24 protein-coding genes are annotated in these 23,510 nt (G+C 41.2%); 20 read left to right on the top strand and 4 right to left on the bottom strand.

Going from position 1 to position 23,510, the window contains the following annotated elements; all coding sequences use genetic code 11:
• Window positions 1–217: 217 nt before the first annotated feature.
• A complete protein-coding gene (guaB, locus tag C1G53_RS12755) occupies window positions 218–1,699 on the top strand; it encodes an IMP dehydrogenase (RefSeq protein WP_105118861.1) in 1,482 nt (493 codons plus the stop codon).
• A gap of 155 nt (window positions 1,700–1,854) precedes the next feature.
• On the opposite strand, the gene recF is transcribed toward guaB, so the two are convergent.
• Window positions 1,855–2,949, bottom strand: a complete 1,095-nt coding sequence (gene recF, locus C1G53_RS12750) for a DNA replication/repair protein RecF (RefSeq protein ID WP_105118860.1) — start codon at window positions 2,947–2,949, stop codon at window positions 1,855–1,857.
• Window positions 2,950–2,951: 2 nt separating this feature from the next.
• The gene (gene yaaA, locus C1G53_RS12745) at window positions 2,952–3,335 is read right to left on the bottom strand and encodes a S4 domain-containing protein YaaA (protein WP_105118859.1); all 384 of its coding nucleotides are present in this window, start codon (window positions 3,333–3,335) and stop codon (window positions 2,952–2,954) included.
• A 76-nt stretch (window positions 3,336–3,411) separates the two neighbouring features.
• On the opposite strand from yaaA, the gene yfmF reads away from it, so the two are divergent.
• From yfmF to C1G53_RS12685, 12 genes are all read left to right on the top strand, one after another.
• Window positions 3,412–4,665: an EF-P 5-aminopentanol modification-associated protein YfmF gene (gene yfmF, locus C1G53_RS12740; protein ID WP_105118858.1), complete on the top strand. Its 1,254-nt coding sequence runs from the start codon at window positions 3,412–3,414 to the stop codon at window positions 4,663–4,665.
• Entirely contained in the window at window positions 4,662–5,945 is a 1,284-nt protein-coding gene (gene yfmH, locus C1G53_RS12735) for an EF-P 5-aminopentanol modification-associated protein YfmH (RefSeq protein ID WP_105118857.1), read from the top strand. Before yfmF ends, yfmH begins: the two co-directional genes overlap by 4 nt.
• Before the next feature lie 82 nt (window positions 5,946–6,027).
• Window positions 6,028–6,864 carry a helix-turn-helix domain-containing protein gene (locus tag C1G53_RS12730; RefSeq protein ID WP_105118856.1) on the top strand — a complete coding sequence of 279 codons (837 nt, stop codon included), beginning with the start codon at window positions 6,028–6,030 and terminating at the stop codon, window positions 6,862–6,864.
• A 12-nt stretch (window positions 6,865–6,876) separates the two neighbouring features.
• Complete coding sequence (gene pgsA / locus C1G53_RS12725) at window positions 6,877–7,416, top strand: CDP-diacylglycerol--glycerol-3-phosphate 3-phosphatidyltransferase (RefSeq protein ID WP_105118855.1); 540 nt, start codon at window positions 6,877–6,879, stop codon at window positions 7,414–7,416.
• Window positions 7,416–8,252, top strand: a complete 837-nt coding sequence (locus C1G53_RS12720) for an energy-coupling factor ABC transporter ATP-binding protein (RefSeq protein ID WP_105118854.1) — start codon at window positions 7,416–7,418, stop codon at window positions 8,250–8,252. The genes pgsA and C1G53_RS12720 overlap by 1 nt, the downstream gene beginning before the upstream one ends.
• Window positions 8,228–9,070 carry an energy-coupling factor transporter ATPase gene (locus tag C1G53_RS12715; protein ID WP_105118853.1) on the top strand — a complete coding sequence of 281 codons (843 nt, stop codon included), beginning with the start codon at window positions 8,228–8,230 and terminating at the stop codon, window positions 9,068–9,070. Before C1G53_RS12720 ends, C1G53_RS12715 begins: the two co-directional genes overlap by 25 nt.
• A complete protein-coding gene (locus tag C1G53_RS12710) occupies window positions 9,063–9,860 on the top strand; it encodes an energy-coupling factor transporter transmembrane component T family protein (protein WP_105118852.1) in 798 nt (265 codons plus the stop codon). The genes C1G53_RS12715 and C1G53_RS12710 overlap by 8 nt, the downstream gene beginning before the upstream one ends.
• Window positions 9,861–10,056: 196 nt before the next feature.
• Entirely contained in the window at window positions 10,057–10,677 is a 621-nt protein-coding gene (locus C1G53_RS13490; protein ID WP_238139157.1) for a hypothetical protein, read from the top strand.
• Between the two features lie 289 nt (window positions 10,678–10,966).
• The gene (locus tag C1G53_RS12700; protein ID WP_105118851.1) at window positions 10,967–11,539 is read left to right on the top strand and encodes a LysM peptidoglycan-binding domain-containing protein; all 573 of its coding nucleotides are present in this window, start codon (window positions 10,967–10,969) and stop codon (window positions 11,537–11,539) included.
• 114 nt (window positions 11,540–11,653) lie between these two features.
• Window positions 11,654–13,036, top strand: coding sequence for a HAMP domain-containing sensor histidine kinase (locus tag C1G53_RS12695; protein ID WP_105118850.1), 1,383 nt, complete (start codon window positions 11,654–11,656; stop codon window positions 13,034–13,036).
• Window positions 13,033–13,701, top strand: coding sequence for a response regulator transcription factor (locus C1G53_RS12690; RefSeq protein ID WP_105118849.1), 669 nt, complete (start codon window positions 13,033–13,035; stop codon window positions 13,699–13,701). The genes C1G53_RS12695 and C1G53_RS12690 overlap by 4 nt, the downstream gene beginning before the upstream one ends.
• Window positions 13,702–13,814: 113 nt before the next feature.
• Complete coding sequence (locus C1G53_RS12685; protein ID WP_105118848.1) at window positions 13,815–14,459, top strand: hypothetical protein; 645 nt, start codon at window positions 13,815–13,817, stop codon at window positions 14,457–14,459.
• 192 nt (window positions 14,460–14,651) lie between these two features.
• Here the strand turns inward: C1G53_RS12685 and sdaAA are convergent, their stop codons facing one another.
• Window positions 14,652–15,524, bottom strand: coding sequence for an L-serine ammonia-lyase, iron-sulfur-dependent, subunit alpha (sdaAA, locus tag C1G53_RS12675; RefSeq protein ID WP_044767841.1), 873 nt, complete (start codon window positions 15,522–15,524; stop codon window positions 14,652–14,654).
• A gap of 12 nt (window positions 15,525–15,536) precedes the next feature.
• Window positions 15,537–16,208, bottom strand: a complete 672-nt coding sequence (sdaAB, locus tag C1G53_RS12670; protein ID WP_024379555.1) for an L-serine ammonia-lyase, iron-sulfur-dependent subunit beta — start codon at window positions 16,206–16,208, stop codon at window positions 15,537–15,539.
• Between the two features lie 215 nt (window positions 16,209–16,423).
• On the opposite strand from sdaAB, the gene mnmA reads away from it, so the two are divergent.
• From mnmA to rplI, 7 genes are all read left to right on the top strand, one after another.
• Window positions 16,424–17,548, top strand: a complete 1,125-nt coding sequence (gene mnmA / locus C1G53_RS12665; protein ID WP_105118846.1) for a tRNA 2-thiouridine(34) synthase MnmA — start codon at window positions 16,424–16,426, stop codon at window positions 17,546–17,548.
• Between the two features lie 159 nt (window positions 17,549–17,707).
• On the top strand, window positions 17,708–18,160 hold the full coding sequence (locus C1G53_RS12660; protein WP_105118845.1) for an NUDIX hydrolase: 453 nt from the start codon (window positions 17,708–17,710) through the stop codon (window positions 18,158–18,160).
• A gap of 16 nt (window positions 18,161–18,176) precedes the next feature.
• On the top strand, window positions 18,177–18,620 hold the full coding sequence (locus tag C1G53_RS12655; RefSeq protein WP_105118844.1) for an NUDIX hydrolase: 444 nt from the start codon (window positions 18,177–18,179) through the stop codon (window positions 18,618–18,620).
• A complete protein-coding gene (locus C1G53_RS12650) occupies window positions 18,598–19,059 on the top strand; it encodes an NUDIX hydrolase (protein WP_105118843.1) in 462 nt (153 codons plus the stop codon). Before C1G53_RS12655 ends, C1G53_RS12650 begins: the two co-directional genes overlap by 23 nt.
• Window positions 19,056–20,972 carry a tRNA uridine-5-carboxymethylaminomethyl(34) synthesis enzyme MnmG gene (mnmG, locus tag C1G53_RS12645; RefSeq protein ID WP_105118842.1) on the top strand — a complete coding sequence of 639 codons (1,917 nt, stop codon included), beginning with the start codon at window positions 19,056–19,058 and terminating at the stop codon, window positions 20,970–20,972. The genes C1G53_RS12650 and mnmG overlap by 4 nt, the downstream gene beginning before the upstream one ends.
• 80 nt (window positions 20,973–21,052) lie before the next feature.
• Complete coding sequence (locus C1G53_RS12640; protein WP_105118841.1) at window positions 21,053–23,014, top strand: DHH family phosphoesterase; 1,962 nt, start codon at window positions 21,053–21,055, stop codon at window positions 23,012–23,014.
• A 9-nt stretch (window positions 23,015–23,023) separates the two neighbouring features.
• Window positions 23,024–23,476, top strand: a complete 453-nt coding sequence (gene rplI / locus C1G53_RS12635) for a 50S ribosomal protein L9 (protein WP_044754897.1) — start codon at window positions 23,024–23,026, stop codon at window positions 23,474–23,476.
• Window positions 23,477–23,510 lie beyond the last annotated feature (34 nt).

Genomic DNA, 23,510 nt, shown 5'->3' with positions numbered 1-23,510 from the left:
AAGAGCAATGTTTAAAAAACGTTGCTTTTTTCATTTGTTTTATAATAAAGTAAAAACCAAACGTTCGAATTTCTAAAAGAAAGTGGTAAAGAATTTTCTGAATTTTTATTATTCCCTGTTTTAATGCGAATAATATTTGACAAATGATTTCAAAATGTTATCATAAATAAAATAATTGTAGCGATAGCTAGTAACAAAAAAAGAAAAGAGGAAGAAAATGTCAAACTGGGACACTAAATTTTTGAAAAAAGGCTTTACCTTTGATGATGTATTACTTATTCCGGCTGAAAGTCATGTATTGCCACATGATATTGATTTAAAAACGCAATTAGCACCAAATTTGACACTTAATCTTCCAATTATTTCTGCTGCCATGGATACTGTAACAGATAGCAAAATGGCTATTGCTATGGCACGTGCAGGTGGCTTGGGTGTTATCCATAAGAATATGTCTATTGCGGAACAGGCTGAAGAAGTGCGTAAGGTAAAACGTTCTGAAAATGGTGTTATTATCGATCCATTCTTCTTAACTCCTGAGCACACAATCGCAGAGGCTGAGAAACTCATGGGGACCTACCGTATCTCTGGTGTGCCAATTGTAGAAACCATGGAAAATCGTAAGTTGGTTGGTATCATCACCAATCGTGATATGCGTTTTATTTCGGATTACTCACAGCCAATTTCTACAAACATGACTAGCGATGGCTTGGTAACAGCACCAGTTGGAACAGACTTGGCGACAGCTGAGGCTATTCTCCACAAACATCGCATTGAAAAATTGCCATTGGTTGATGAAAATGGTCGTTTGTCAGGCTTGATTACCATCAAAGATATTGAGAAAGTGATTGAGTTCCCAAATGCTGCGAAGGATGAATTTGGTCGTCTCTTGGTTGCGGGTGCTGTTGGTGTCACATCTGATACTTTTGAACGTGCAGAAGCCCTTTTTGAAGCGGGTGCTGATGCCATTGTCATCGATACAGCTCACGGTCACTCAGCAGGTGTTCTTCGCAAGATTAAAGAAATCCGTGAGCATTTCCCAACTCGTACCTTGATTGCAGGTAACATTGCCACAGCTGAAGGCGCTCGTGCTCTTTATGAAGCTGGTGTGGATGTTGTCAAGGTCGGTATTGGACCAGGTTCCATCTGTACAACACGTGTCATCGCAGGTGTTGGTGTACCACAAGTGACAGCCATCTATGATGCAGCTGGTGTTGCGCGTGAATTTGGCAAAACCATTATCGCTGATGGTGGTATCAAGTATTCAGGTGATATCGTTAAGGCACTTGCTGCTGGTGGTCACGCAGTTATGCTCGGTTCTATGTTTGCAGGAACGGACGAAGCACCAGGCGAAACAGAAATCTTCCAAGGTCGTAAGTTCAAGACCTATCGTGGTATGGGCTCTATCGCAGCCATGAAACAAGGTTCAAAAGACCGTTACTTCCAAGCATCTGTCAATGAAGCCAACAAGCTTGTTCCAGAAGGAATTGAAGGACGTGTAGCCTATAAAGGCTCTGTTGCAGATATGATTTTCCAAATGGTTGGTGGACTTCGCTCAGGTATGGGTTATGTAGGTGCTGGTAACTTGACTGAATTGCATGAAAATGCTCAGTTCATCGAAATGTCAGGTGCTGGTTTGAAAGAAAGCCATCCACACGATGTTCAAATCACAAACGAAGCTCCAAACTATTCAGTACAATAAGAATAAGACCCTGATTGACAGGGTCTTTACTTTTTTGTAAACGTAGTTGACAAAGTTGTAATTTTTTTAGTTCTATGTGAAGAGTTGAAACTACAATTGGAGCTAGGAAAAGCTAGTTTACGAAGTAATAAAAAAGTAACTGAATATAAAATCAGTTACTTGCTTTCAACGATAGTGCCAGACTGGATATGAAAGATTTTTAAACTATCTGGTAGCTTATGTAAATGGTCCAAAGATGTTGTAGTGATAAAGGTTTGAATAGTATCTGTAATGGTTTCTAGTAGTTTGATTTGTCGATTGTTATCTAGCTCACTCATAACATCGTCTAAAAGTAGAATTGGGTATTCTCTAGTAATTTCCTTCATCAGTTCGATTTCAGCAAGTTTGAGCGACAAAACAAGACTACGATGTTGTCCTTGACTACCATAATGGGCATTCATACCATTTATGAAGAAGGCAATATCATCACGATGCGGACCAACACCTGTATTTTTTTTGAATAGGTCACGTTTACGGGATTTTTCTAATTCTGTCAATAATGTGTCAATTAAGTTGTCAGTATTTGTAAAGTGTATGGAGGATTGATATTCGATGGTCAATTTTTCTTTTTGATCAGAGATTTCCTGAACTTTTTTATTTCCAAATTCCTCTAGTTTTTTAAGGAAATCAAGCCTGTGTTGAATAACTCGACTGCCATATTCAGCAAGCTGTTGATCAAGTACAGATAGAAAGGTTTCATCAACCTTATCAGAGGATTTTAGGTAGGCATTGCGTTGCTTGAGAGTATGATTGTAGTTAGTCAAGTCAGCAAGATAGAGTGGCTTGATTTGACCCAATTCGACATCAATGAACTTTCTTCTCAAAGCAGGGGCACCTTTAATCAGCTGTAAATCTTCAGGGGCGAAGAGAACAACATTCATGTGGCCGATATAGTTGGAAAGCTTGGCTTGTTTGAGATGGTTGACCTTGGTTATCCGTCCCTTTTCTGTCAACTGTATGTCAAGTGGAACTTTACCATTTATCCGATGGAGTAAACCGGATATGGTCAATTCCTTTTCTTGAAATTGTAGTAAATCCTTGTCTGTTCGGGTACGGTGGCTACGTGTCAAGGCTAAAAAATAGATAGCTTCTAAAATATTGGTTTTACCTTGGGCATTCTCACCCAAAAAGACATTAAGCCCCTTGTTGAACTCAATATCTTGTTGACTGTAATTGCGAAAGTGCCGTAATGCTAATGTTTCAAGCCACATTTTTACATACCAGGGAAACGAACAGGTTTTCTTTCAGTATTTTTAGTTACTTTTTTAGGAGTTTTTACCTGTTTCTTATTCTTTTTATTTTCTTGATTTAACTTTTTAACGATTGCAGCCACACGTTCTTTTTCAGCTTGTTCTTCTTGGTGTTGCTGTATTTCTTCTGCACTAGGTCCAACGATTGTGATACTAATGTTGTGGTCAGGTAGCGTGATAATATCACCGATGCGGATTTTTTTACCTCGTCTTTTTTCGTCTTCTCCGTTAAAAAGGATGGTATTTTCTTCAAGGAAACCTTTAATGGCCCCTCCTGAGTGTAGAATACCAGTTGTTTTTAGTAATGCTTGTAATGTGATGTAGTCATCAAATAATTTAAATTCCATAAGTCACCTCGTTACAGAATATTATATCACAGAAAAATGATATAATGGAAGGTACAATGTTTGAAAGAGGAAGAAGATGAAATTACAAGAAGGAATTGATTTGCATTTTATTGAAACAGATCAGTTTACTACAAATAGAATAAAAGTGCGTTTTGCAGCCGAGATGAATGAGGCGACGGTAGCAGGACGTGTGCTAGTTGCTAATATTCTGGAAATGGGCAACCAAGATTATCCAACGGCTCAGGCGATGCGTAGACGGTTGGCAGAGCTATACGGAGCACATTTCTCAACGTCTGTTGCTAAACGTGGTCGTGTACATCTAGTTGATTTGACCATTTCTTACGTCAATCCATGTTATTTGCCTAATAATGAAGATATTACCTTAGCAATTCTTGATTTTTTATATGCCTGCCTATTTCGTCCTCTCAAGCAAGGTCAGGGGTTTGATCAGAAAATCTTTGAAGTGGAGAAAAAGAATTTAATCAATTTTCTTGAGTCTGAGGTAGAAGATAATTTCTACCATGCTGATGTCGAATTAAATAAGCTATTTTATCAAGATGAGGCCTTACAAATTCCGCGAGTTAGTCGTCTAGACTTAGTTGAGCAAGAAACAGCAGAATCGGTATTTAAAATCTATCGGAATATGTTGCGGGTAGATAAGATTGACATCTTTGTCATTGGAACTGTCAATCAGGACTTGGTTCGAGAAAAATTGGAAACCTTCAAATTTACTTATAGAAAACCTAAGTTAGAATTAGAATATCAGCAGAATTATTCAAAGGTTACTCGCGAGAAGGTCGAACGCAAACAGGCAAGACAATCCATTTTAGAATTGGCTTATCATTTACAAGTCCTTTACAATGATGTAAATTACCCTGCCTTAGTTGTTTTTAATGGTTTACTCGGTGCCTTTTCACATTCTAAATTGTTTGTAAATATTCGTGAAAAGGAGAGCTTGGCCTATACAATCGGAAGTCAGGTGTCTATTTTTTCTGGAATGATGAAGGTTTATGCAGGCATCAGCCGTGGAGACCGTCTAAAGGTTATGAAGCTGATTAGTAAGCAGATTCTTGATTTGAAGCGCGGAAAGTTTACAGAGGATGAATTAGAGTTGACAAAGAATATGCTTATTCATTCAGCAACCCTTGCTCAAGATAGACAGAATAACTTGATAGAACAGACCTACAACCAGATAAGTATGGGGGAACGTAATTTAACATGGTTAGAATGGATAGAAGCTGTAAAGTTGGTGTCAATTGAGGATGTTGTTCGAGTGGGTAAGATGATAAATTTACAGGCTGTTTACTTTATGGAGGGAACAGAGGAATGAAACTAATCGAGAAAAAGTATCCGTATATGAAAGAACCTGTCTATCAGACACAACTTGACAACGGGTTGACAGTCATTCTCTTGCCTAAGACCGATTTTCATGAAACTTACGGAGTGATAACGACAAATTTCGGAGCTTTACATACCCATATTCTTTTTGAAGATGGTAGGTCTAGTAGCTATCCCGCTGGTATCGCACATTTCTTAGAGCATAAGTTGTTTGAAACGGAAGATGAAGAAGATGTCATGAATGAGTTTTCGAAATTTGGTGCCAGTGCCAATGCCTACACCAGTTTTAGACAGACCAGTTATCTATTTTCTACTACTCAAGAGGTTTTACCAGCCTTGGCTTTGTTACAATCTTTTGTTCGTCAACCTTATTTTACAGATGAAAACGTGGCACGAGAACAAGGGATTATCGAGCAAGAAATCGAAATGTATCAAGATGATGTCGATTATCGATTGTTTACAGGAATTTTAGGGTCACTTTACCCTCAAACTCCCTTGGCTCATGATATTGCTGGTACGGTTGCTTCGATTGAGCAGATTACAGCAGATGATTTGTATGAGAATTTTGATCTGTTTTATCATCCGTCCAACATGAATCTATTCGTCATTGGTAACTTTGATTTGGATCAGGTATGGCAGCAGATTTCAAGTTATCAGGCAGCGCAACTTGATGAAAAACTGCCTAGGTTTGATATAAAGGCAATTGAAAAACTGCCTATTCTTCAGCACCGTATGGAAGAGTTTGAAGTATCTACTCCAAAATTAGCAGTTGGTTTACGGGGAAATGATGAATTTGAACCTGTTGAAATGCAGCAGTATCGCCTGTGCTTACAGCTTTTGTTTGCCATGTTGTTCGGTTGGACTTCTAAACGCTATCAGAACCTGTATGAACAGGGGAAAATTGATTCTTCATTCCAGTTTCAACTAGAAGTTACTCCAGACTATCATTATTTGGTTATTTCTGGTGATACGCAGGAGCCTATTACCTTATCGAGTATGCTGATGAGGGCTGTTCGCAATTTTGAACGAGATGAGGATATCAATGATGAGCATTTGCAACTGCTGAAGAATGAAATGTATGGCGATTTTATCCGTAGCTTGAATTCCTTGGAATTTACAGCTAGTCACTTTGTGGCTCAGTATTCGGATGTTGAGAATGTATTTGATTTGCCACAATTGATGGAAGAAATAGATTTAGAGGATATTAGGGAGGCAGGCCGTCGTTTTATTGGTCAGTGTGACATGACTGATTTTACGATTATTCCCAAATAAAAGGACCTAACTCATCGAAATTTCCTTAGATTTTTGTTAGAATAGAGTATTGTATATTAGTGAATAGAGGGGAGAGTTAGTAGTGCGACAAAAGAGTATTGGTGAGGTACTTAGAGCAGCGCGTGAGTCACGAGGTTGGACCTTTGTTGATTTGCAGAGAATGACGAAAATCCATGCAAGGTATTTGCAAGCATTGGAGTACAATGATTTTGATTCTATTTCTGAAGATGAGGATGTTGATTACGTCCTAACTGTCTATGCAGATGCCTTAGAATTGGATGCGGATGTTCTGTTAGAAGCCTACGATAGCAATAGTTTGATAAAGTATCGTGAAGAAGGCGAGGAGGAAATCTTAGCGGCAGAATTGAAAAGAAGCTATCGGGTAAAAAAGAAAGATCATAAATCCTTTCTTCCCTTGATTTATCTCTTGCTTGCTTCAGCTTTCATCATTATTTTTGTGACCTATATAGCATATAGCCGTATGCAAAATCAAGTGTTGCCTACTTCGGAAACTTCCTACTCTGTTGTTGGGCAAACTGCTACAAGTACGTCTTCTGAAACAAGCACACCAGAGCAGTCCACAACTTCGTCAAGTAGCATTTCTGCTAAGAATATTAGCATTTCAGGTAGTGGAGATTACGTTGTAGCGACTGTTACAGAAACTGTTTATCCAGTGGAAGTCACCCTTTCGGTTAAAGATGCTACTAGCTGGATTAGTTTATCCGGGACAGAATTGGCAGAGGGAGTGGTACTTTCTCCTGAAAATCCGACGGTTACGACTAGCCTGCCAGAAGGCACCAGCGAAGCCTATCTTGTTTTAGGTGTAGTGAAAGGGGTAGATATTACTATCGCCGGTCAACAATTGGATACGAAAGCATTAACGAGTGATACAGGTTCTATTGGACTAGTATTTGAATAAAAAGGAAATACAATGAAAAAAGAAAATATTCCCAACGCTTTGACAGTCGGACGGATTTTGATTATTCCAATCTTTATCCTTCTTCTTACTGTCTGGCAGTCAGCTATTAGCCATATTTTAGCGGCAGTCATTTTTGCCCTGGCAAGTATTACGGATTATCTGGATGGTTATTTGGCTCGTAAGTGGCAGGTAGTGACAAACTTTGGTAAGTTTGCAGATCCGATGGCTGATAAGATTTTGGTCATGTCTGCCTTCATTATGTTGGTGGAACTTGGTTTTGCTCCAGCATGGGTGGTAGCCATTATTATCTGTCGTGAATTGGCAGTGACGGGTCTTCGTTTGCTCTTGGTTGAAAATGGTGGAACCGTTTTGGCAGCAGCTATGCCAGGTAAAATTAAGACATTCTCACAGATGTTTGCGGTGATTTTTCTGCTCTTGCATTGGAGTTTGTTGGGTCAGATTACGCTTTATATTGCACTTTTCTTTACCCTTTATTCAGGTTATGACTATTTCAAGGGTGCATCTTTCTTATTCAAAGATACGTTTAAGTGATGACAAATATTATTGAAGTAAAAAATCTTAAGTATAAATATAGTCAAGATGATGAGGATTATACCTTAAACGATGTTTCGTTTCACGTGAAACAGGGTGAATGGTTGTCCATCATCGGTCATAATGGTTCAGGGAAGTCAACAACTGTTCGTTTGATTGATGGATTATTGGAAGCTGAGTCTGGAGATATTATCATTGATGGTGATGTCCTATCAGTTGATAATGTTTGGGATAAGCGTCGCCTGATTGGTATGGTATTTCAAAATCCAGACAATCAATTTGTAGGTGCTACAGTTGAAGATGATGTTGCTTTTGGTTTGGAAAACCAAGGAATAGCCTTGGAAGAGATGCGGAAACAGGTAGATGAAGCCTTGGAATTAGTTGGAATGGCTGATTTTAAAACCCGTGAGCCTGCTCGTTTATCTGGTGGTCAGAAGCAACGGGTAGCTATTGCTGGAGTGGTGGCCTTGCGTCCTAAAATTATCATTTTGGATGAGGCTACATCCATGCTGGATCCAGAAGGTCGTCTTGATTTGATTAAAATTGTTCAGGAGATTAAGGATCGGCATGGGATGACGGTTATCTCTATCACGCATGATTTAGATGAGGTGGCTTTAAGTGATCGTGTTATTGTGATGAAACGAGGTCAGGTTGAGTCAGTCAGCACTCCGACGGAGCTTTTTATGCGGGAGGATTTAGCAGACTTGGATTTAGATAAACCTTTCACGACAGAACTAGCTACATCTTTACGTCAGGCTGGATTTGATTTACCGCTTCGCTATTTTACAGAGGAAGAATTAGAGGAAACTTTATGGGAATTGCTCTCCAAGAAGTAAGCTACACCTATCAAGCTGATACGCCTTTTGAGGGACGTGCGCTATTTGGTGTGGATTTGGAGATTGTTGACGGCTCTTATACGGCGCTTATTGGGCATACGGGTTCGGGGAAATCAACGATTTTACAACTCTTGAATGGATTAAATGTGCCGACAGAGGGAAGAGTAGTTATTGATGACTTTGTGATTACAGCGACGTCAGAAAATAAGGATATTAAGCAAGTAAGGAAGAAAGTTGGCCTTGTTTTCCAATTTCCTGAAAGCCAAGTCTTTGATGAAACAGTCTTAAAAGATGTTGCTTTTGGTCCGCAAAATTTTGGAGTTTCTCAGGAAGAGGCTGAGCAGATTGCTCGTGAAAAGCTGGCCTTGGTTGGAATTGATGAGAGCTTGTTTGAACGTAGTCCCTTTGAGTTATCAGGTGGTCAAATGCGTCGGGTAGCTATTGCTGGTATTCTAGCCATGGAGCCAAGCGTTTTGGTCTTGGATGAACCAACAGCTGGTCTGGATCCTGCTGGTCGTCAAGAATTGATGGCTATTTTCAAGACCCTTCATATGTCTGGGATGACCATTGTTTTGGTCACTCATTTGATGGATGATGTGGCTAATTACGCTGATTTTGTTTATATTATGGAGAAAGGAAAGTTGGTTGGTTCTGGTAAACCAACAGATATTTTTCAAGAGGTTGATTTTTTGGAGAGTATTCAACTGGGTGTTCCTAAGATTACCAAGTTTGCAGCGAATTTGGAGAGAAGAGGTTTTGTATTTGAACGTCTTCCGATTACAATTGAAGAATTTACAGGGATGGTGACGCATGGATAAATTGATTTTGGGTCGCTATATTCCAGGTAATTCTATTCTTCATCGCTTGGATCCGAGAAGTAAACTCTTAGCCATGTTTGGCTTTCTCTTAATGATTTTTTGGGCCAATAATCTGGTAACAAATGCGTTATTGATTGGTTTTGTATTGGGCTTGGTTGTTTTATCACGTATCCGTTTGTCTTTCTTTATCAATGGTTTAAAACCAATGATTGGTATTATTCTCTTTACAACCTTTTTCCAGGTTTTCTTTACACCCGGGGCGACAATTCTGTGGGAGTTTTGGATTTTTAAAGTATCCTTAGAAAGTTTGCAACAAGCAGGTATTATTTTTGTTCGCTTTGTTTTGATTATTTTCTTTTCAACCCTACTGACCTTGACGACAACACCGCTCAGTTTGGCTGATGGTATTGAATCAGGGCTTGCACCCTTAAAGCGATTTAAGGTTCCTGTGCATGAGATTGGACTGATGCTGTCTATGAGCTTGCGTTTTGTGCCTACTTTGATGGATGATACTACTCGAATTATGAATGCGCAGAGGGCGCGTGGAGTGGACTTTAATGAAGGCAATCTTATTCAGAAGGTAAAATCCCTTATTCCAATTTTAATTCCTTTGTTTGCATCTAGCTTTAAAAGGGCTGATGCTCTGGCAACGGCAATGGAGGCGCGTGGCTATCAGGGTGGAGAAGGTCGGACCAAGTACCGTATTTTAGCTTGGAAGAAGACGGATAGCCTAGCTATTCTGATTATGATTGTCTTGGCAGGAACTCTATATTTATTTAAAAAGTCTTAAAATCTTAAAATAGTAAGCGTTTTACCAAATTGTAATATTTTTTTAAATAAAAAGTAATACAATGGTAGTAAGATAGGAATAGTTATGATAAATAGATAGAGGATAGTTCTTTTTGATGAAAAAGAGTTTTATAAGTAAGTTTATCAAAGGTATAGCAGGGGTTATTGTTATTTCAGTTCTTATTTTATGTGGTCTGATGTTGACAGGTAACTATTCTTATACCAAGCTTGTAAGAGCGGTGTCAAATGCGCCCTATAATGTGGTCAATGCTATAAGTAAGATTGGTAGTGGATCTGGGTCTACAACAGAATACGTTACTGTCAGTCCTGTTTTTGAGTTAGGATACGATAAATTGTTAAAATCGGAAACAGACTCTCAACCGCTACAAGTAGAAGCCATAGAAATTACCTCTGAAGAACCGCAAATTATTGAATCCTCAGATGTAACAACATCAGTAGATGAGACGAAAGATGTTGAGCAGGCAGATGTTACCGAAACATATTATGATAGCTCTAGGGAAGAATCCATAATTGAAGTTACTTCAACTCCTCAAGCTCAGGTTCAAGTAGCTACGGTTTCAACTGGTGCAGCAGTTGACGATGCAACTGCTAAAGAATGGATTGCTCAAAAAGAATCAGGTGGTAGCTATACAGTTACTAATGGTATTTACATTGGACGGTACCAATTGAGTAATGCTTATTTGAATGGTGATCATTCACCAGAAAACCAAGAGCGTGTAGCAGATGCCTATGTACTGCAACGCTATGGTTCATGGTCAGCAGCCTATCAGTTTTGGTTGGCAAATGGTTGGTATTGATATGAATGAGATGTCTAGGTTTAGCCTAGGCATTCATTTGTTTTCTCACTTCCGTGCCCATGATAAAGAAGGTCCACTGTGACCTTTTTATTTACAGCTACTGTCAAAAAGATAGGGATTTCTGTAAAGTATGTTGTAAATGATGTTGATAAAAAGGGTCCCAAAATCCCGAAAATAGACCTTTTATAGTGTAAACACAATGTCATTGTAATATTTGTAATAGATTTACAAAGTGAGAGTAATAGTCAGAGGGTATGATAGATACATAAGAGAAAGGAATGTGACTATTATGAATATTACATTGAAGAAAAACTTGAAAACAACAATCGCTGGCTTGGTAGCAGGGGCAACCTTATTGACTGCTGGTGTTGTTAGCGCGGAAACCTATACTGTACAATCTGGTGATACCTTATCAGCAATCGCCTCAAAATACAATACAAGTGTAGAGAAATTGGCAGAACAAAATAAAATTTCCAATCCAAATCTAATCCATGTTGGACAGGCTATTGAAGTTGGTGAAACAGCTTCTACTGCTACAGAAGAAAAACCAGTGGAGCAAGCTCCAGCAGCTGAAACAGTTACAACAACAAGTGAAGTGACAACCACTACCACGAGTTCATATACTTCAAACTTGAGTGCTGAAGATGCAGCGGCAAAAGAATGGATTGCCATGAAGGAATCAAGCGGTAGCTATGATGCGCGTAATGGTATCTACATCGGTCGTTATCAGTTGACTAATACATACTTGAACGGTGATTACTCACCAGAAAACCAAGAGCGTGTGGCTGATGCCTATGTAGCAGAACGTTATGGTTCATGGTCAGCAGCTAAAGCCTTCTGGTTGGCAAACGGCTGGTATTAAGAAATTTATGAAAGTCTAGTTTTGCTAGGCTTTTTTAGTTATATAAGTTTCTAAACTTTACAAATGCTGTTAATTTGCTTATAATGTGGAAAAATTGACTAGAAGAGAAGAAGAATGAATTTACAGAAACGAATATTTCGCTTGAATATGATGATGCTGGTCCTGTCATTGATAGCCATGTTAGGAGTTAGTGTGTATGTGGTGAATAGTATTTACCGTAACCAAGGGACTTGGCAGTCCACCAGTCAGAAGACAGCAGCAAGTCAACAAAGTCTAGAGAAGTTTACGGGCACAGATTTTGCAAGTTTAGCAGATGCGTTATCTTTAAATGGAGCCCAACTGTATGTAGAAAGTAATGGAGAGATTTTATTTTCAAACCTTACTGATGATGCTGATGAGCTTTCAGAAGTGACGGTTTCATCTACAACCCATACCTCCTATGTTGATGGTGAAGTTGTCATTAGTCGAAAGATTGCAGCAAACGGTCAAATATTTTATTTGTATGCCATGTTAGAAGATTTGGAAGAACAACAGGAAAGTCAGGAATTTCAAGCCTTTCTATTGCAACTTTTCTTGGTTGGTGGGGTAGGTATCGTGGTTGTTGTGGTGCTTAATTTCTTCTTTACTCGTCGTCTCTTAGGTGTGGTCATGCGACCTTTGGATGAATTGCACAGCGGTGTAGACCGTATCCAGCAGGGAGATTATACAGTACCATTGACCTATCAGGGAGATAAGGAATTTGAAGAATTGACCCAAGGGTTCAATCAAATGCAGACTTCTTTGTTAGATGCCTATGAGAAAAATCGACTGTATGAGCAAAAACGAACCCAGATGGTTGCGGATATTTCACACGATTTGCGGACACCCTTGACTTCAATAAAAGGCTATGCCAAGGGAATTTTGGATGGCATTGCTAATACGGAGGAAAAACGCAATCAGTATCTAACGGTTATTTACCAAAAATCTCAGGTGATGGAGAAATTACTGGAAAAATTATTTGCCTTTTCACAATTACAAACAGATAAAATGCCGTTTGATAATGTGCAGCTTGATTTGGCAGTCTTTTTGCAGGCCTATGTCAGAGAGAAATCAGCCGAATTGGCAGATGAGGCTATTCTGTTCCAGTTGGATGTAGCTGAAAACCTGCCGGTTGAGATTGATCCTATCCAATTCCGCCGTATTTTAGATAATTTGGTTGATAATGCTCGAAAATACGCAGATGTTAGTTCATTGAAACTAGCTATTGCAGGTTATGTCCAAGAGCAAGAAATTATCTGGACCTTTACAGATAATGGAAAAGGGACTGCAAACGATAAGCTGAACTTGATTTTTGAAGAGTTTTACAGGGAAGATGATACTCGCCAGCAGGTAGAAGGGCATGGTTTAGGTTTAGCTATTGTAAAAAATATTATTGAGAGACTTGGAGGAAGTGTATCTGTTGAGGCAACTCCAGGGCTTCGATTTATCTTCAGATTACCTAGAAAGGATATGAAATGACACGGATTTTAATTGCGGAAGATGATGTAGAAATCGCTTATTTGGAAAGAGATTATCTGGAAATGCAGGGCTACCAAGTAGACTTGGTCCATGATGGTGGTCTAGTTGAGGAACAAATAAAAAAAGAAGACTATGGTTTGCTCATCTTAGATGTCATGCTTCCAAACAAAACGGGTTATGATCTTTGTCGAGACTTACGCGATAAGGTAGATTTCCCCATTTTGATGGTCACTTCTAAGCAGGAAACCATGGATGTGGTCAGAGGATTGGGCTTGGGAGCAGATGACTACATCAGCAAGCCTTTTGATCCTATGGAGCTGGTGGCGCGTGTTAAAGCACATTTGGCTCGTTATCAACGATTGACAAAGGATGATAGTGGTAATGAACTGACTGTTGGCAATGTGACCATATTCTTGGACAATTGGAAGGTAACCTTGGATGGCCAGGAAATAAAACTACCCAATCGTGAATTTGAACTGCTTGTTTACCTAGCAAAATACCCCAATCGTGTTTTCTCGAAAGACCATCTGTTTGAAACCATTTGGGGTTATGATTATGTAGGAGATAGTGCGACAGTGGCCGTCCACATCAATCGCCTGCGAGATAAACTGGGAGCCGATTTAATTGAAACGGTATGGGGAGCAGGTTATCGACTTAACGCTTAATTTAAAAGTGTTTAAGATTTGTTTATAAAGTTTCCCTAAAGTGTTCAAGATTGTTCTCTATAATAGACTTATCAGCAGGAGCTGAGAAATAGATTTAATCAGAGGAATACAAAATGGAAAACAAACATCAACAACAAGAAATTATTGAAGTGACAGAAAATAAAAAAACAGGTGCATGGGAATCTGTGAAAAATAAGGTTGCAGGTATGAGCAAGAAATCGATTATTTTATTATCAGTTGGTGCCTTGGCACTTACTACGATTGGCTTTGTCGCTGCAGAGGTGTATGAAAACAAACTTGAGGCTTTGGAAAACCAAATTGAGCAACAGGTTGGAATCGTTGATTATGATGACGATAACCAGCAAGTAGTAGCAACCGCAAGCTCATCATCTACAGTAAGTTCATCAACAGCTACAACAAACGCTGCGACAGCTGTAACAAATGCAGCTTCAGCTAGTCAACTTGCGTCAAGTTACGGTGTAAAGTTGGTTGACACTTCTGAATTAGATGGCACTTATACAGCAACATCTGGCAACGATACCTATACATTGACTGTAAAAGGAAATCAAGCTACATTGACAGAAGTTGACAATGATGGGGACCAGGATATTGAACAAGTGATTTTCGACTTAGATAAAAAACTTGCCTATATTGACGGGGAAGCAGATACATATGCCCTGAATGGTACTACTCTAACCTTGACAGAAATTGATGCCAATGATACAACTCTAGATAAACTCACTTTCACCAAACAATAAGAAAAGGGAGTGGGAAAGAACTCGACCATTCATAGAAGAGTTCGTCTTCCCACCCCCGCACAGTTGATTAGGTCAGATTTGGAGTGTAAAACACGAACAAATCTGCCAATCAACCACTGCGCTGAGATGTTGACACTAACGTTGAGAAGCGGTGCTGGGCTTTTTACCCAGCCTCTTTCATTTACAACCTTGTCAATTTTCGCCGAAGATTTCTTGTGCCAATCGGCGACCAGTTGGTGTGGCAGCCAGACCTCCTTCGGCAGTTTCACGGAAGGCGGTTGGTAGGGCAGAGCCTACTTGGTACATGGCATTGATAACCTCATCTACAGGAATTTTTGATTCAATTCCTGCCAGTGCCATATCTGCAGCCACCATGGCATAGCTTGCTCCCATGGCGTTTCGTTTGACACATGGGACTTCTACCAGACCTGCAACGGGATCACAGATGAGGCCTAACATATTTTTGATGACAAAGCAGATGGCTTGGCTGGCTTGGTAGGGACTTCCTCCAGCAGCAAGGGTTAGTGCCGCTGCGGACATAGCAGAGGCAGAGCCAACTTCTGCCTGACAGCCTCCTTCTGCACCTGAGATGGAGGCATTGTTGGCAATGACCAGACCAAATGCCCCAGCTGTAAAGAGGAAGTCAAGTTGTTGCTCTTCTGTCAAGTTTAACTTGTCAATAGCAACACCAAGAACGGCAGGCAAGCAACCAGCAGAGCCAGCAGTTGGTGTGGCACAGACCAAGCCCATTTTGGCGTTTAACTCGTTGACAGCCATAGCATTTCTTGCTGCGGATAGGATAGAGGAATCAGACAGTGTCTTGCCCTTTTTCATATAAGCATCTAACTTGGCAGCATCACCACCTGTCAATCCAGAAACGGACTTGCTTTCTGTTAATCCGTCAACAATCGACGCTTTCATAACTGTCAAGTTTCTTGACATAATTGTCAATATTTCTTCGCGGCTACGACCGGTCAACTCAATTTCAGTCGCAATCATGAGTTCAGCTACATTGCCAGAAAACTGTTCGGCTTGCTGAACTAATTCTTCGATAGTATAAAACATGTCTTTCTCTTTCTAGTTGAAGAAGGTAACATTGTGCAGATGGGGAATTTTTTCGATTTCTGCAATAGAATTTTCACACTGGCGAGCATCCACTTCGATAATCATAATAGCTTTTTCGCCAGCTTGTTCACGGGTCACGTTCATTTGGGCAATGTTGATATTGTATTTTGATAAGATGTCAGTTACCTTGGCAATCATACCTGGAACATCTTGGTGAACGATGATAATTGTCGGAGTATTCATATTCAGGTTGACAGAAAAGCCGTTGAGCTCCGTTACTTGAATATTGCCTCCGCCAATGGAAACGCCCGTTGCTGATATAGACTTTTTGTCATTTTTAATGATAATTCGGGTGGTATTGGGATGGGGGGTATTGCTGTCCTTGTTGACACGCCAGTAAACCTTGATGCCACGTTCTCGAGCAATATCTAGAGAGTCAGGAATGCGTGGGTCGTCTGTATCCATGCCTAAAATGCCTGCTACCAAGGCCACATCTGTACCGTGTCCACGATAGGTCTTGGCAAAAGAGTTGTAAAGTTGGAATTCGACCTCGGTTGGTTCATCACCAAAGATGGAAGACACAATTTTCCCAATGCGGACTGCCCCAGCTGTATGGCTGGAAGAAGGTCCAATCATAACTGGCCCGATAATATCAAAGACCGATTGAAATTTTAAATTTGTCATAATTATCCTCACGTTTTTCTTAATACTATTATATCAAATTTTTGATTTGGATAGAATGCCTAGATGAATGGGGTTTCAATACCAAATTCCTGTTTCTTCTCCCTTTTGTGTGGTATAATACAAGTTGTTCAAAATCGACCTTCAAATCGTTTTTTGAAAAAATTTTGGAATACGACCTTCAAATCGTTATTTCTACGAAAAGATGGGAGAAGATGATGTCAATAGACAATTCGAAAACCCGTGTTGTTGTCGGTATGAGTGGCGGTGTGGATTCATCGGTTACGGCTCTCTTGCTCAAGGAGCAGGGCTACGATGTGATCGGCATCTTCATGAAAAACTGGGATGACACGGATGAAAATGGCTTCTGTACAGCAACAGAAGATTACAAGGATGTGGCTGCAGTGGCAGACCAGATCGGTATTCCTTACTACTCTGTCAACTTTGAAAAAGAGTACTGGGACCGCGTATTTGAGTACTTCCTAGCAGAGTATCGGGCAGGCCGCACACCCAATCCAGATGTCATGTGTAACAAGGAAATCAAGTTCAAGGCTTTCTTGGATTACGCTATGAACTTGGGTGCGGATTATGTGGCGACAGGGCACTACGCTCAGGTGTCACGCGACGAGGACGGCACTGTCCATATGCTACGTGGGGCAGACAATGGCAAGGACCAGACCTACTTCCTCAGCCAACTATCACAGGAACAGCTGCAGAAAACCATGTTTCCGCTCGGCCATTTACAAAAGCCTCAGGTGAGGGAAATAGCAGAGCGAGCAGGCTTGGCGACCGCTAAAAAGAAAGACTCGACAGGCATCTGCTTTATCGGTGAAAAGAACTTCAAAGAATTTTTGGGGCAGTATTTGCCAGCCCAGCCCGGTCGGATGATGACCGTTGACGGTCGTGACATGGGAGAACACACAGGCCTCATGTACTATACCATTGGTCAGCGGGGCGGGCTTGGTATAGGCGGACAAATCGGTGGGGATAATGAACCTTGGTTTGTTGTCGGAAAAGACCTGTCAAAAAATATCCTCTATGTCGGTCAAGGCTTCTATCATGAGTCCTTGATGTCAACTTCTTTACAGGCTAGTCAAGTCCACTTTACACGTGATATGCCTGAAGAATTCACGCTAGAATGCACAGCTAAGTTCCGATACCGTCAACCAGACAGTCAAGTAACTGTCAAGGTAAGAGGTGATAAGGCAGAAGTCATCTTTGCAGAGCCACAACGGGCTATCACACCAGGACAAGCCGTTGTTTTCTATGACGGACAAGAATGTCTGGGCGGTGGCATGATTGATATGGCCTACAAGGATGGAGTGGCTTGTCAGTATATTTAGTTGACAGGTTTGTAAAGATTGTTTAACTTGACTTGTCAGGACAATTTGATACAATATTTCTAACAAGAACTATGATGGTCAAAGCTCATGGGAATTGTAGGCTTTTTTGTCCTGCAATTTTCGAGAGTTTTGGCTATTTTTTGCGATTGGGGAGAGAAGATGGATTTCAGAACGAGACACAACAATCAAATCTTCGGTGTTCGTGGAACGGGCTTGGTGGTACAAGATGAGAAACTTTATCTCGTTAAGTCGCCTGAAGGGAAATACTACACTTTGGGTGGAGCTATTCAGCTTGGTGAAACAACCGAAGAGGCTGTGCAACGGGAAATGAAAGAAGAAATCGGAATTGATGTGGAGGTTGGACCACTAGCTTTCATCGTTGAAAATCAGTTCACCTTACAGGAGAAATCCTATCATCAGATTGAATTTCTCTATATAGTTACCCCACTGTCTAATCCAGCGACCAATCTGGAAGAAGGGAATTCTGTTCGCCAGTGTGAATGGGTTGCTTTTGCGGACTTAGAGAAACTAGATCTCAATCCAGCCTTTCTTAAGACCGAGTTAGCCCACTGGGACGGACAACTAAAGCATTTTATGAACAAAGACAACTAAAATAGCGGAGGAAACCATGCCAGTTAAATTGATTGCCCATGTCTTGCTGACTGTTGCAGACAGTCACTTGATTATTCAGCGTTCGCAGATTAAGCGTGGAGAGCCGAATGTATTTCCGCAGCATTGGGATATTCCAGGTGGTCGTGTTGAGGAGAATGAGTTGCCCCGTGATGCTGCAGTGAGAGAGTGTTTTGAAGAAACAGGTATTTCGATAGAAAAGGAAAATCTGATCATTATCCATGAAGATAGTCAGTTTGATGAAGAAAAACAGACGGTGTTTACAAGGCTAGTCTATGAAGTAACACTTCCTGAACAACCAAAAACTATTCTTCTTGACCCAGAAGAGCATACAGATTTTCTATGGTTAGCTCCTACCGATAAAAATAAGAAAAACTTAGTTCCATATCTGGACGAAATTTTAGAAAAGAGAAGGATAAATGGATTTCAGAACCAGAGTTGACAACCAAATTTTTGGTGTTCGAGCGACTGCATTGATTATAAAGGATGGGAAGATTTTCCTGACCAAAGATAATAAGGGCCGTTATTATACCATTGGCGGTGCGGTTGAGGTCAATGAGGTAGCAGCAGATGCTGCAGTTCGAGAAGTTAAAGAAGAATTAGGGGTTGACAGTCGTGTCAATCAATTGGCTTTTGTTGTTGAAAATCAATTTACACATGAAGGTATAGACTTTCACAATATCGAGCTTCATTTTATCGTGGAGCCTATTGGAGCAATACCTGAGGAGATGATTGAAGATAACTTGAAACAAGCTTGTGAATGGATAGACGTTGACAAACTTGTCAACCTAGATGTCGTACCATTTTTTCTGGCAGAGGAATTGCCAAACTGGAATGGACAAGTTAAACACATTATGAACATGAAGGAGAAAACAACATGACACACACATTTGCAGAAAATTATGATGTCATCGTGATCGGTGCAGGGCACGCGGGAGTAGAGGCGGGATTGGCAGCCAGTCGGATGGGCTGTAAAACCTTGCTTGCAACTATTAACTTGGATATGGTGGCTTTTATGCCCTGTAATCCCTCCATTGGTGGCTCTGCCAAGGGGATTGTGGTAAGGGAAATCGATGCCCTGGGTGGCGAAATGGGCCGCAACATTGACAAGACCTATATCCAGATGAAAATGCTCAATATGGGTAAGGGGCCAGCTGTTCGTGCCTTGCGGGCTCAGGCGGATAAAGTAGAGTATGCTGCAGAGATGAAGCGGACGGTGGAGCGTCAGGAAAATCTGACCCTGCGTCAAACCATGATTGATGAGATTTTGGTGGAGGATGGCAAGGTGATCGGTGTCCGTACGGCTACCAACCAGAAATTCTCAGCCAAGGCGGTTGTGGTGACGACGGGTACTGCCCTGCGTGGTGAGATTATCATTGGTGATCTCAAGTATTCGTCAGGGCCTAATAACAGTTTAGCTTCTATCACGCTGGCGGATAATCTGAAGGAGCTTGGTCTTGAAATCGGTCGGTTCAAGACAGGAACGCCACCGCGTGTCAATGCTCGTACCATAAATTACGAAGACACGGAGATTCAACCAGGTGATGAAAAGCCAAATCACTTTTCATTCTTGTCCAAGGATGAGGATTATTTGCAGGATCAAATTCCTTGCTGGTTGACCTATACCAACGCGACCAGCCACGAGATTATCAACAGCAATCTTCATCGAGCACCTATGTTTTCAGGAATTGTCAAGGGGATTGGGCCCCGTTATTGTCCGTCAATCGAGGACAAGATTGTCCGTTTTGCCGATAAGGAACGCCACCAGCTTTTCCTAGAGCCAGAGGGTCGCAATACAGACGAAATCTATGTCCAAGGGCTGTCAACCAGTCTGCCGGAAGATGTGCAGCAGGACTTGATTCACTCTATTAAAGGCTTGGAAAATGCCCAGATGATGCGGACGGGTTACGCCATTGAGTACGATATGGTTATGCCTCATCAGTTGCGGGCGACGCTTGAAACTAAGAAGATTTCAGGGCTTTTCACAGCAGGTCAGACCAACGGAACGTCGGGTTATGAAGAAGCAGCCGGTCAGGGAATTGTCGCTGGTATCAATGCAGCCCTCAAGGTACAGGGCAAGCCTGAGTTGATTTTGAAACGAAGCGACGGTTATATCGGAGTTATGATTGACGACTTGGTGACTAAGGGAACGGTGGAACCTTATCGTCTCTTGACCAGTCGGGCGGAGTATCGCTTGATTCTGCGTCATGACAATGCCGATATGCGACTGACGGAGATTGGTCGTCAGGTCGGCTTGGTGGATGATGAACGCTGGCAGATTTTCCAAATCCATAAAAACCAGTTTGACAATGAAATGAAGCGCTTGGAGTCTATCAAACTCAAGCCAATCAAGGAAACCAATGAAAAGGTTGTTGCCATGGGCTTCAAGCCTCTGACGGATGCCCTTACCGCCAAGGAATTCATGCGTCGTCCAGATGTGACCTACGCAGATGCAGTAGCCTTTATCGGCCCAGCGGCAGAGGACTTGGATGCCAAGACCATTGAATTGATTGAAACAGAGGTCAAGTATGAAGGTTACATTGCCAAGGCCTTGGATCAGGTGGAGAAGATGAAACGCATGGAAGAAAAACGCATTCCAGCCGACATTGACTGGGATGACATTGATTCCATTGCGACCGAGGCCCGCCAGAAATTCAAGCTGATTTCACCAGAAACCATCGGCCAGGCCAGTCGGATTTCCGGTGTCAATCCAGCCGATATATCCATCCTCATGGTCTATCTGGAAGGACGAAGCCGTTCCATTTCTAAAAACAAATCAAAGGACAGTCACTAAGGCTGTTCTTTTCTTGTGCATGCTAGCGAAAACTAGCAATTTCTAATGGTTTGTGGTAAAATGGCAGGCAGAGGTTAGTGATGAAAAAATTTCGGTTTTCGACAATTCATTTTGTCATGATAGGCGTTATCTTGTTTGGATTGGTGGCACTGATCCATCAATTTTCTCCAACAAGTGCCTTTACTATCTTTGCTCTGTTAGTGAGCTTAAGCGTATTGGTTGCCTTATTTATCTATCAAAAACATTCTTACGAATTTAGTGAGTTAGAACAAATTGAATATCTCAATCATCAGGCCAATTCGGGCTTGATGATGCTTCTGGATAAGATGCCGGTCGGAGTGATTAAGGTTCGGCCAGATAGCAATCAAGTGGAGTGGTTTAATCCCTTTGCAGAGCTTATTTTTGCTCAGGAAAACGGGGAATTTGACCAGAAAAAACTGCGTGAAATTATTGATGTGGGTCTGGATGAGGACCGTGTCTATGCCAATTTTTCTGGGAAAAGATACCTGGTTAACGTTGATTTTGATCATGGTTTGTTTTACTTCTTTGATGCTTCATCAGAGTATTCAGCTACAAATAGCTTAATTGGTAGTCGTCCAGTCATTGGAATAATCTCTGTTGACAACTATGATGAGCTTGAGGATACGGTGACGGATTCCCAGATTAGTCAGGTCAATTCATTTTTGGCTCAGTTTGTTTCTGATTTCTGCCACGACTATGGTATTTACTACCGCCGTGGTACCATGGATCGTTTCTACTTTTTCACGGATTATGCAGTCTTGGAGATGCTGATTGAAAATAAGTTCTCCGTTATTGATAAGTTCCGTGAAGAAGCTAAAAAATTGGAGTTGGGTTTAACGCTTAGTATGGGTTTGGCCTATGGTGATGGCAACCATTATCAGATTGGTCAGGTGGCCCTTCAAAATCTCAACATGGCCGAGGTTCGTGGCGGAGATCAGGTGGTTGTCAAGGAAAATGATGAGAGCAAGCAACCGCTTTTCTTTGGAGGTGGCTCAGCTTCTTCAGTTAAACGGACGCGTACCCGTACCCGTGCCATGATGACAGCAGTGTCTGACAAGCTAAAATCGGTGGATGCTGTCTTTGTGGTTGGACACCGTAATTTGGATATGGATGCTCTGGGTTCAGCAGTCGGGATGCAATATTTTGCCCAAAATATCATGAACAATGCCTATACGGTTTATAATCCTGATGAGATGGCACCAGATATTGCACGGGCCATTAAAAAGTTGAGTGATGAAAATTGTTCGAATCTGATTACTGTTGAAGAAGCCAAGAAAATGGTTACCTTCCAATCCTTGTTAATCATGGTTGATCATTCCAAGATTGGTTTGACCTTGGACAAGGAGCTCTATGAGCAATTCAGTCAGGTTGTGATTGTGGATCATCATCGTAGGGATACAGATTTTCCAAGCAATGCTGTATTGACCTATATCGAAAGTGGGGCTAGCTCAGCCAGCGAATTGGTGACGGAGTTGGTGCAATTCCAAAACGATAAGCGTCATAAGCTCAATCGTTTGCAATCCAGTTTGTTGATGGCTGGGATTATGCTAGATACCAAGAATTTCACTTCTCGGGTAACCAGTCGGACCTTCGATGTGGCTAGCTATTTGCGGACTCGTGGCAGTGATAGTCTTGAAATTCAGCAGATTTCAGCGACAGATTTCGATGCCTATCGTCAAATCAATGAGTTGATTTTGCGTGGGGAGAAACTAGAGCCCCATATCGTGATTGCTTGTGGTGAGGAAAGCTTGGAGTATGACACGATCGTTCCTAGTAAGGCAGCCAATACCATATTGGATATGGCTGGCATTGAGGCAGTCTTTGTTGTTACCAAAAATGCCAAAGGTTACATAGCCATTTCCGCTAGAAGTCACAGCAAGGTCAATGTTCAGCGGATTATGGAAGAAATGGGGGGCGGTGGTCACTTTAATTTGGCTGCAGCCCAGGTCTACGACCAAACCCTTGAACAAGTTAAGGAAAACCTCATCAGTAAAATTTATGAGGAAATAAAAGAAAGTTAGGTGAAGCAGATGAAAGTTATCTTTTTGGCAGATGTAAAAGGTCAGGGAAAAAAAGGTGAAATCAAGGAAGTTCCAACAGGTTATGCTCAAAACTTCTTGATTAAGAAAAATTTGGCTAAGGAAGCTACAACCCAAGCAATCAGTGCCCTACGTGGTCAAGAAAAGTCGAAAGCTAAGGCTCATGCAGAAATGGTTGCAGAAGCAGAGGCTATCAAGGCGAAGTTGGCAGAAGAGGCTACTTTGGTGAAATTTGTCGAAAAAGTTGGTCCAGATGGTCGTACATTTGGTTCGATTACTAGCAAGAAGATTGCTGAAGAGTTGGAAAAACAATTTGGTATTAAGATTGACAAACGTCATATCCAATTGGACCACCCAATTCGTGCCCTTGGTTTGATTGATGTACCAGTCAAAATTTATCAAGATGTGACAGGTGTTATCAATTTGAGCATTAAGGAAGCCTAATCCGTTTTATTATCATCAGTGAGGAGGTGAAATC

Origin of the sequence: Streptococcus suis (genome assembly GCF_002960445.1) — a bacterium.
Classification (GTDB): Bacteria; Bacillota; Bacilli; order Lactobacillales; family Streptococcaceae; genus Streptococcus; species Streptococcus hyiners.
This window is presented reverse-complemented; position numbering and strand designations above follow the sequence as displayed.

Excerpts from the sequence above, each read along its gene's own strand:
- C1G53_RS13490 (WP_238139157.1), top strand. The coding sequence starts at position 10,057 with ATGTTGACAGGTAACTATTCTTATACCAAGCTTGTAAGAGCGGTGTCA.
- C1G53_RS12715 (WP_105118853.1), top strand. The coding sequence starts at position 8,228 with ATGGGAATTGCTCTCCAAGAAGTAAGCTACACCTATCAAGCTGATACG.
- mnmA (WP_105118846.1), top strand. The coding sequence starts at position 16,424 with ATGTCAATAGACAATTCGAAAACCCGTGTTGTTGTCGGTATGAGTGGC.
- C1G53_RS12700 (WP_105118851.1), top strand. The coding sequence starts at position 10,967 with ATGAATATTACATTGAAGAAAAACTTGAAAACAACAATCGCTGGCTTG.
- rplI (WP_044754897.1), top strand. The coding sequence starts at position 23,024 with ATGAAAGTTATCTTTTTGGCAGATGTAAAAGGTCAGGGAAAAAAAGGT.
- C1G53_RS12650 (WP_105118843.1), top strand. The coding sequence starts at position 18,598 with ATGGATTTCAGAACCAGAGTTGACAACCAAATTTTTGGTGTTCGAGCG.
- yfmH (WP_105118857.1), top strand. The coding sequence starts at position 4,662 with ATGAAACTAATCGAGAAAAAGTATCCGTATATGAAAGAACCTGTCTAT.
- yfmF (WP_105118858.1), top strand. The coding sequence starts at position 3,412 with ATGAAATTACAAGAAGGAATTGATTTGCATTTTATTGAAACAGATCAG.
- yaaA (WP_105118859.1), bottom strand. The coding sequence starts at position 3,335 with ATGGAATTTAAATTATTTGATGACTACATCACATTACAAGCATTACTA.
- C1G53_RS12655 (WP_105118844.1), top strand. The coding sequence starts at position 18,177 with ATGCCAGTTAAATTGATTGCCCATGTCTTGCTGACTGTTGCAGACAGT.
- C1G53_RS12690 (WP_105118849.1), top strand. The coding sequence starts at position 13,033 with ATGACACGGATTTTAATTGCGGAAGATGATGTAGAAATCGCTTATTTG.
- C1G53_RS12720 (WP_105118854.1), top strand. The coding sequence starts at position 7,416 with ATGACAAATATTATTGAAGTAAAAAATCTTAAGTATAAATATAGTCAA.
- C1G53_RS12695 (WP_105118850.1), top strand. The coding sequence starts at position 11,654 with ATGAATTTACAGAAACGAATATTTCGCTTGAATATGATGATGCTGGTC.
- C1G53_RS12660 (WP_105118845.1), top strand. The coding sequence starts at position 17,708 with ATGGATTTCAGAACGAGACACAACAATCAAATCTTCGGTGTTCGTGGA.
- mnmG (WP_105118842.1), top strand. The coding sequence starts at position 19,056 with ATGACACACACATTTGCAGAAAATTATGATGTCATCGTGATCGGTGCA.
- guaB (WP_105118861.1), top strand. The coding sequence starts at position 218 with ATGTCAAACTGGGACACTAAATTTTTGAAAAAAGGCTTTACCTTTGAT.
- sdaAA (WP_044767841.1), bottom strand. The coding sequence starts at position 15,524 with ATGTTTTATACTATCGAAGAATTAGTTCAGCAAGCCGAACAGTTTTCT.
- pgsA (WP_105118855.1), top strand. The coding sequence starts at position 6,877 with ATGAAAAAAGAAAATATTCCCAACGCTTTGACAGTCGGACGGATTTTG.
- C1G53_RS12710 (WP_105118852.1), top strand. The coding sequence starts at position 9,063 with ATGGATAAATTGATTTTGGGTCGCTATATTCCAGGTAATTCTATTCTT.
- sdaAB (WP_024379555.1), bottom strand. The coding sequence starts at position 16,208 with ATGACAAATTTAAAATTTCAATCGGTCTTTGATATTATCGGGCCAGTT.
- C1G53_RS12685 (WP_105118848.1), top strand. The coding sequence starts at position 13,815 with ATGGAAAACAAACATCAACAACAAGAAATTATTGAAGTGACAGAAAAT.
- C1G53_RS12640 (WP_105118841.1), top strand. The coding sequence starts at position 21,053 with ATGAAAAAATTTCGGTTTTCGACAATTCATTTTGTCATGATAGGCGTT.
- recF (WP_105118860.1), bottom strand. The coding sequence starts at position 2,949 with ATGTGGCTTGAAACATTAGCATTACGGCACTTTCGCAATTACAGTCAA.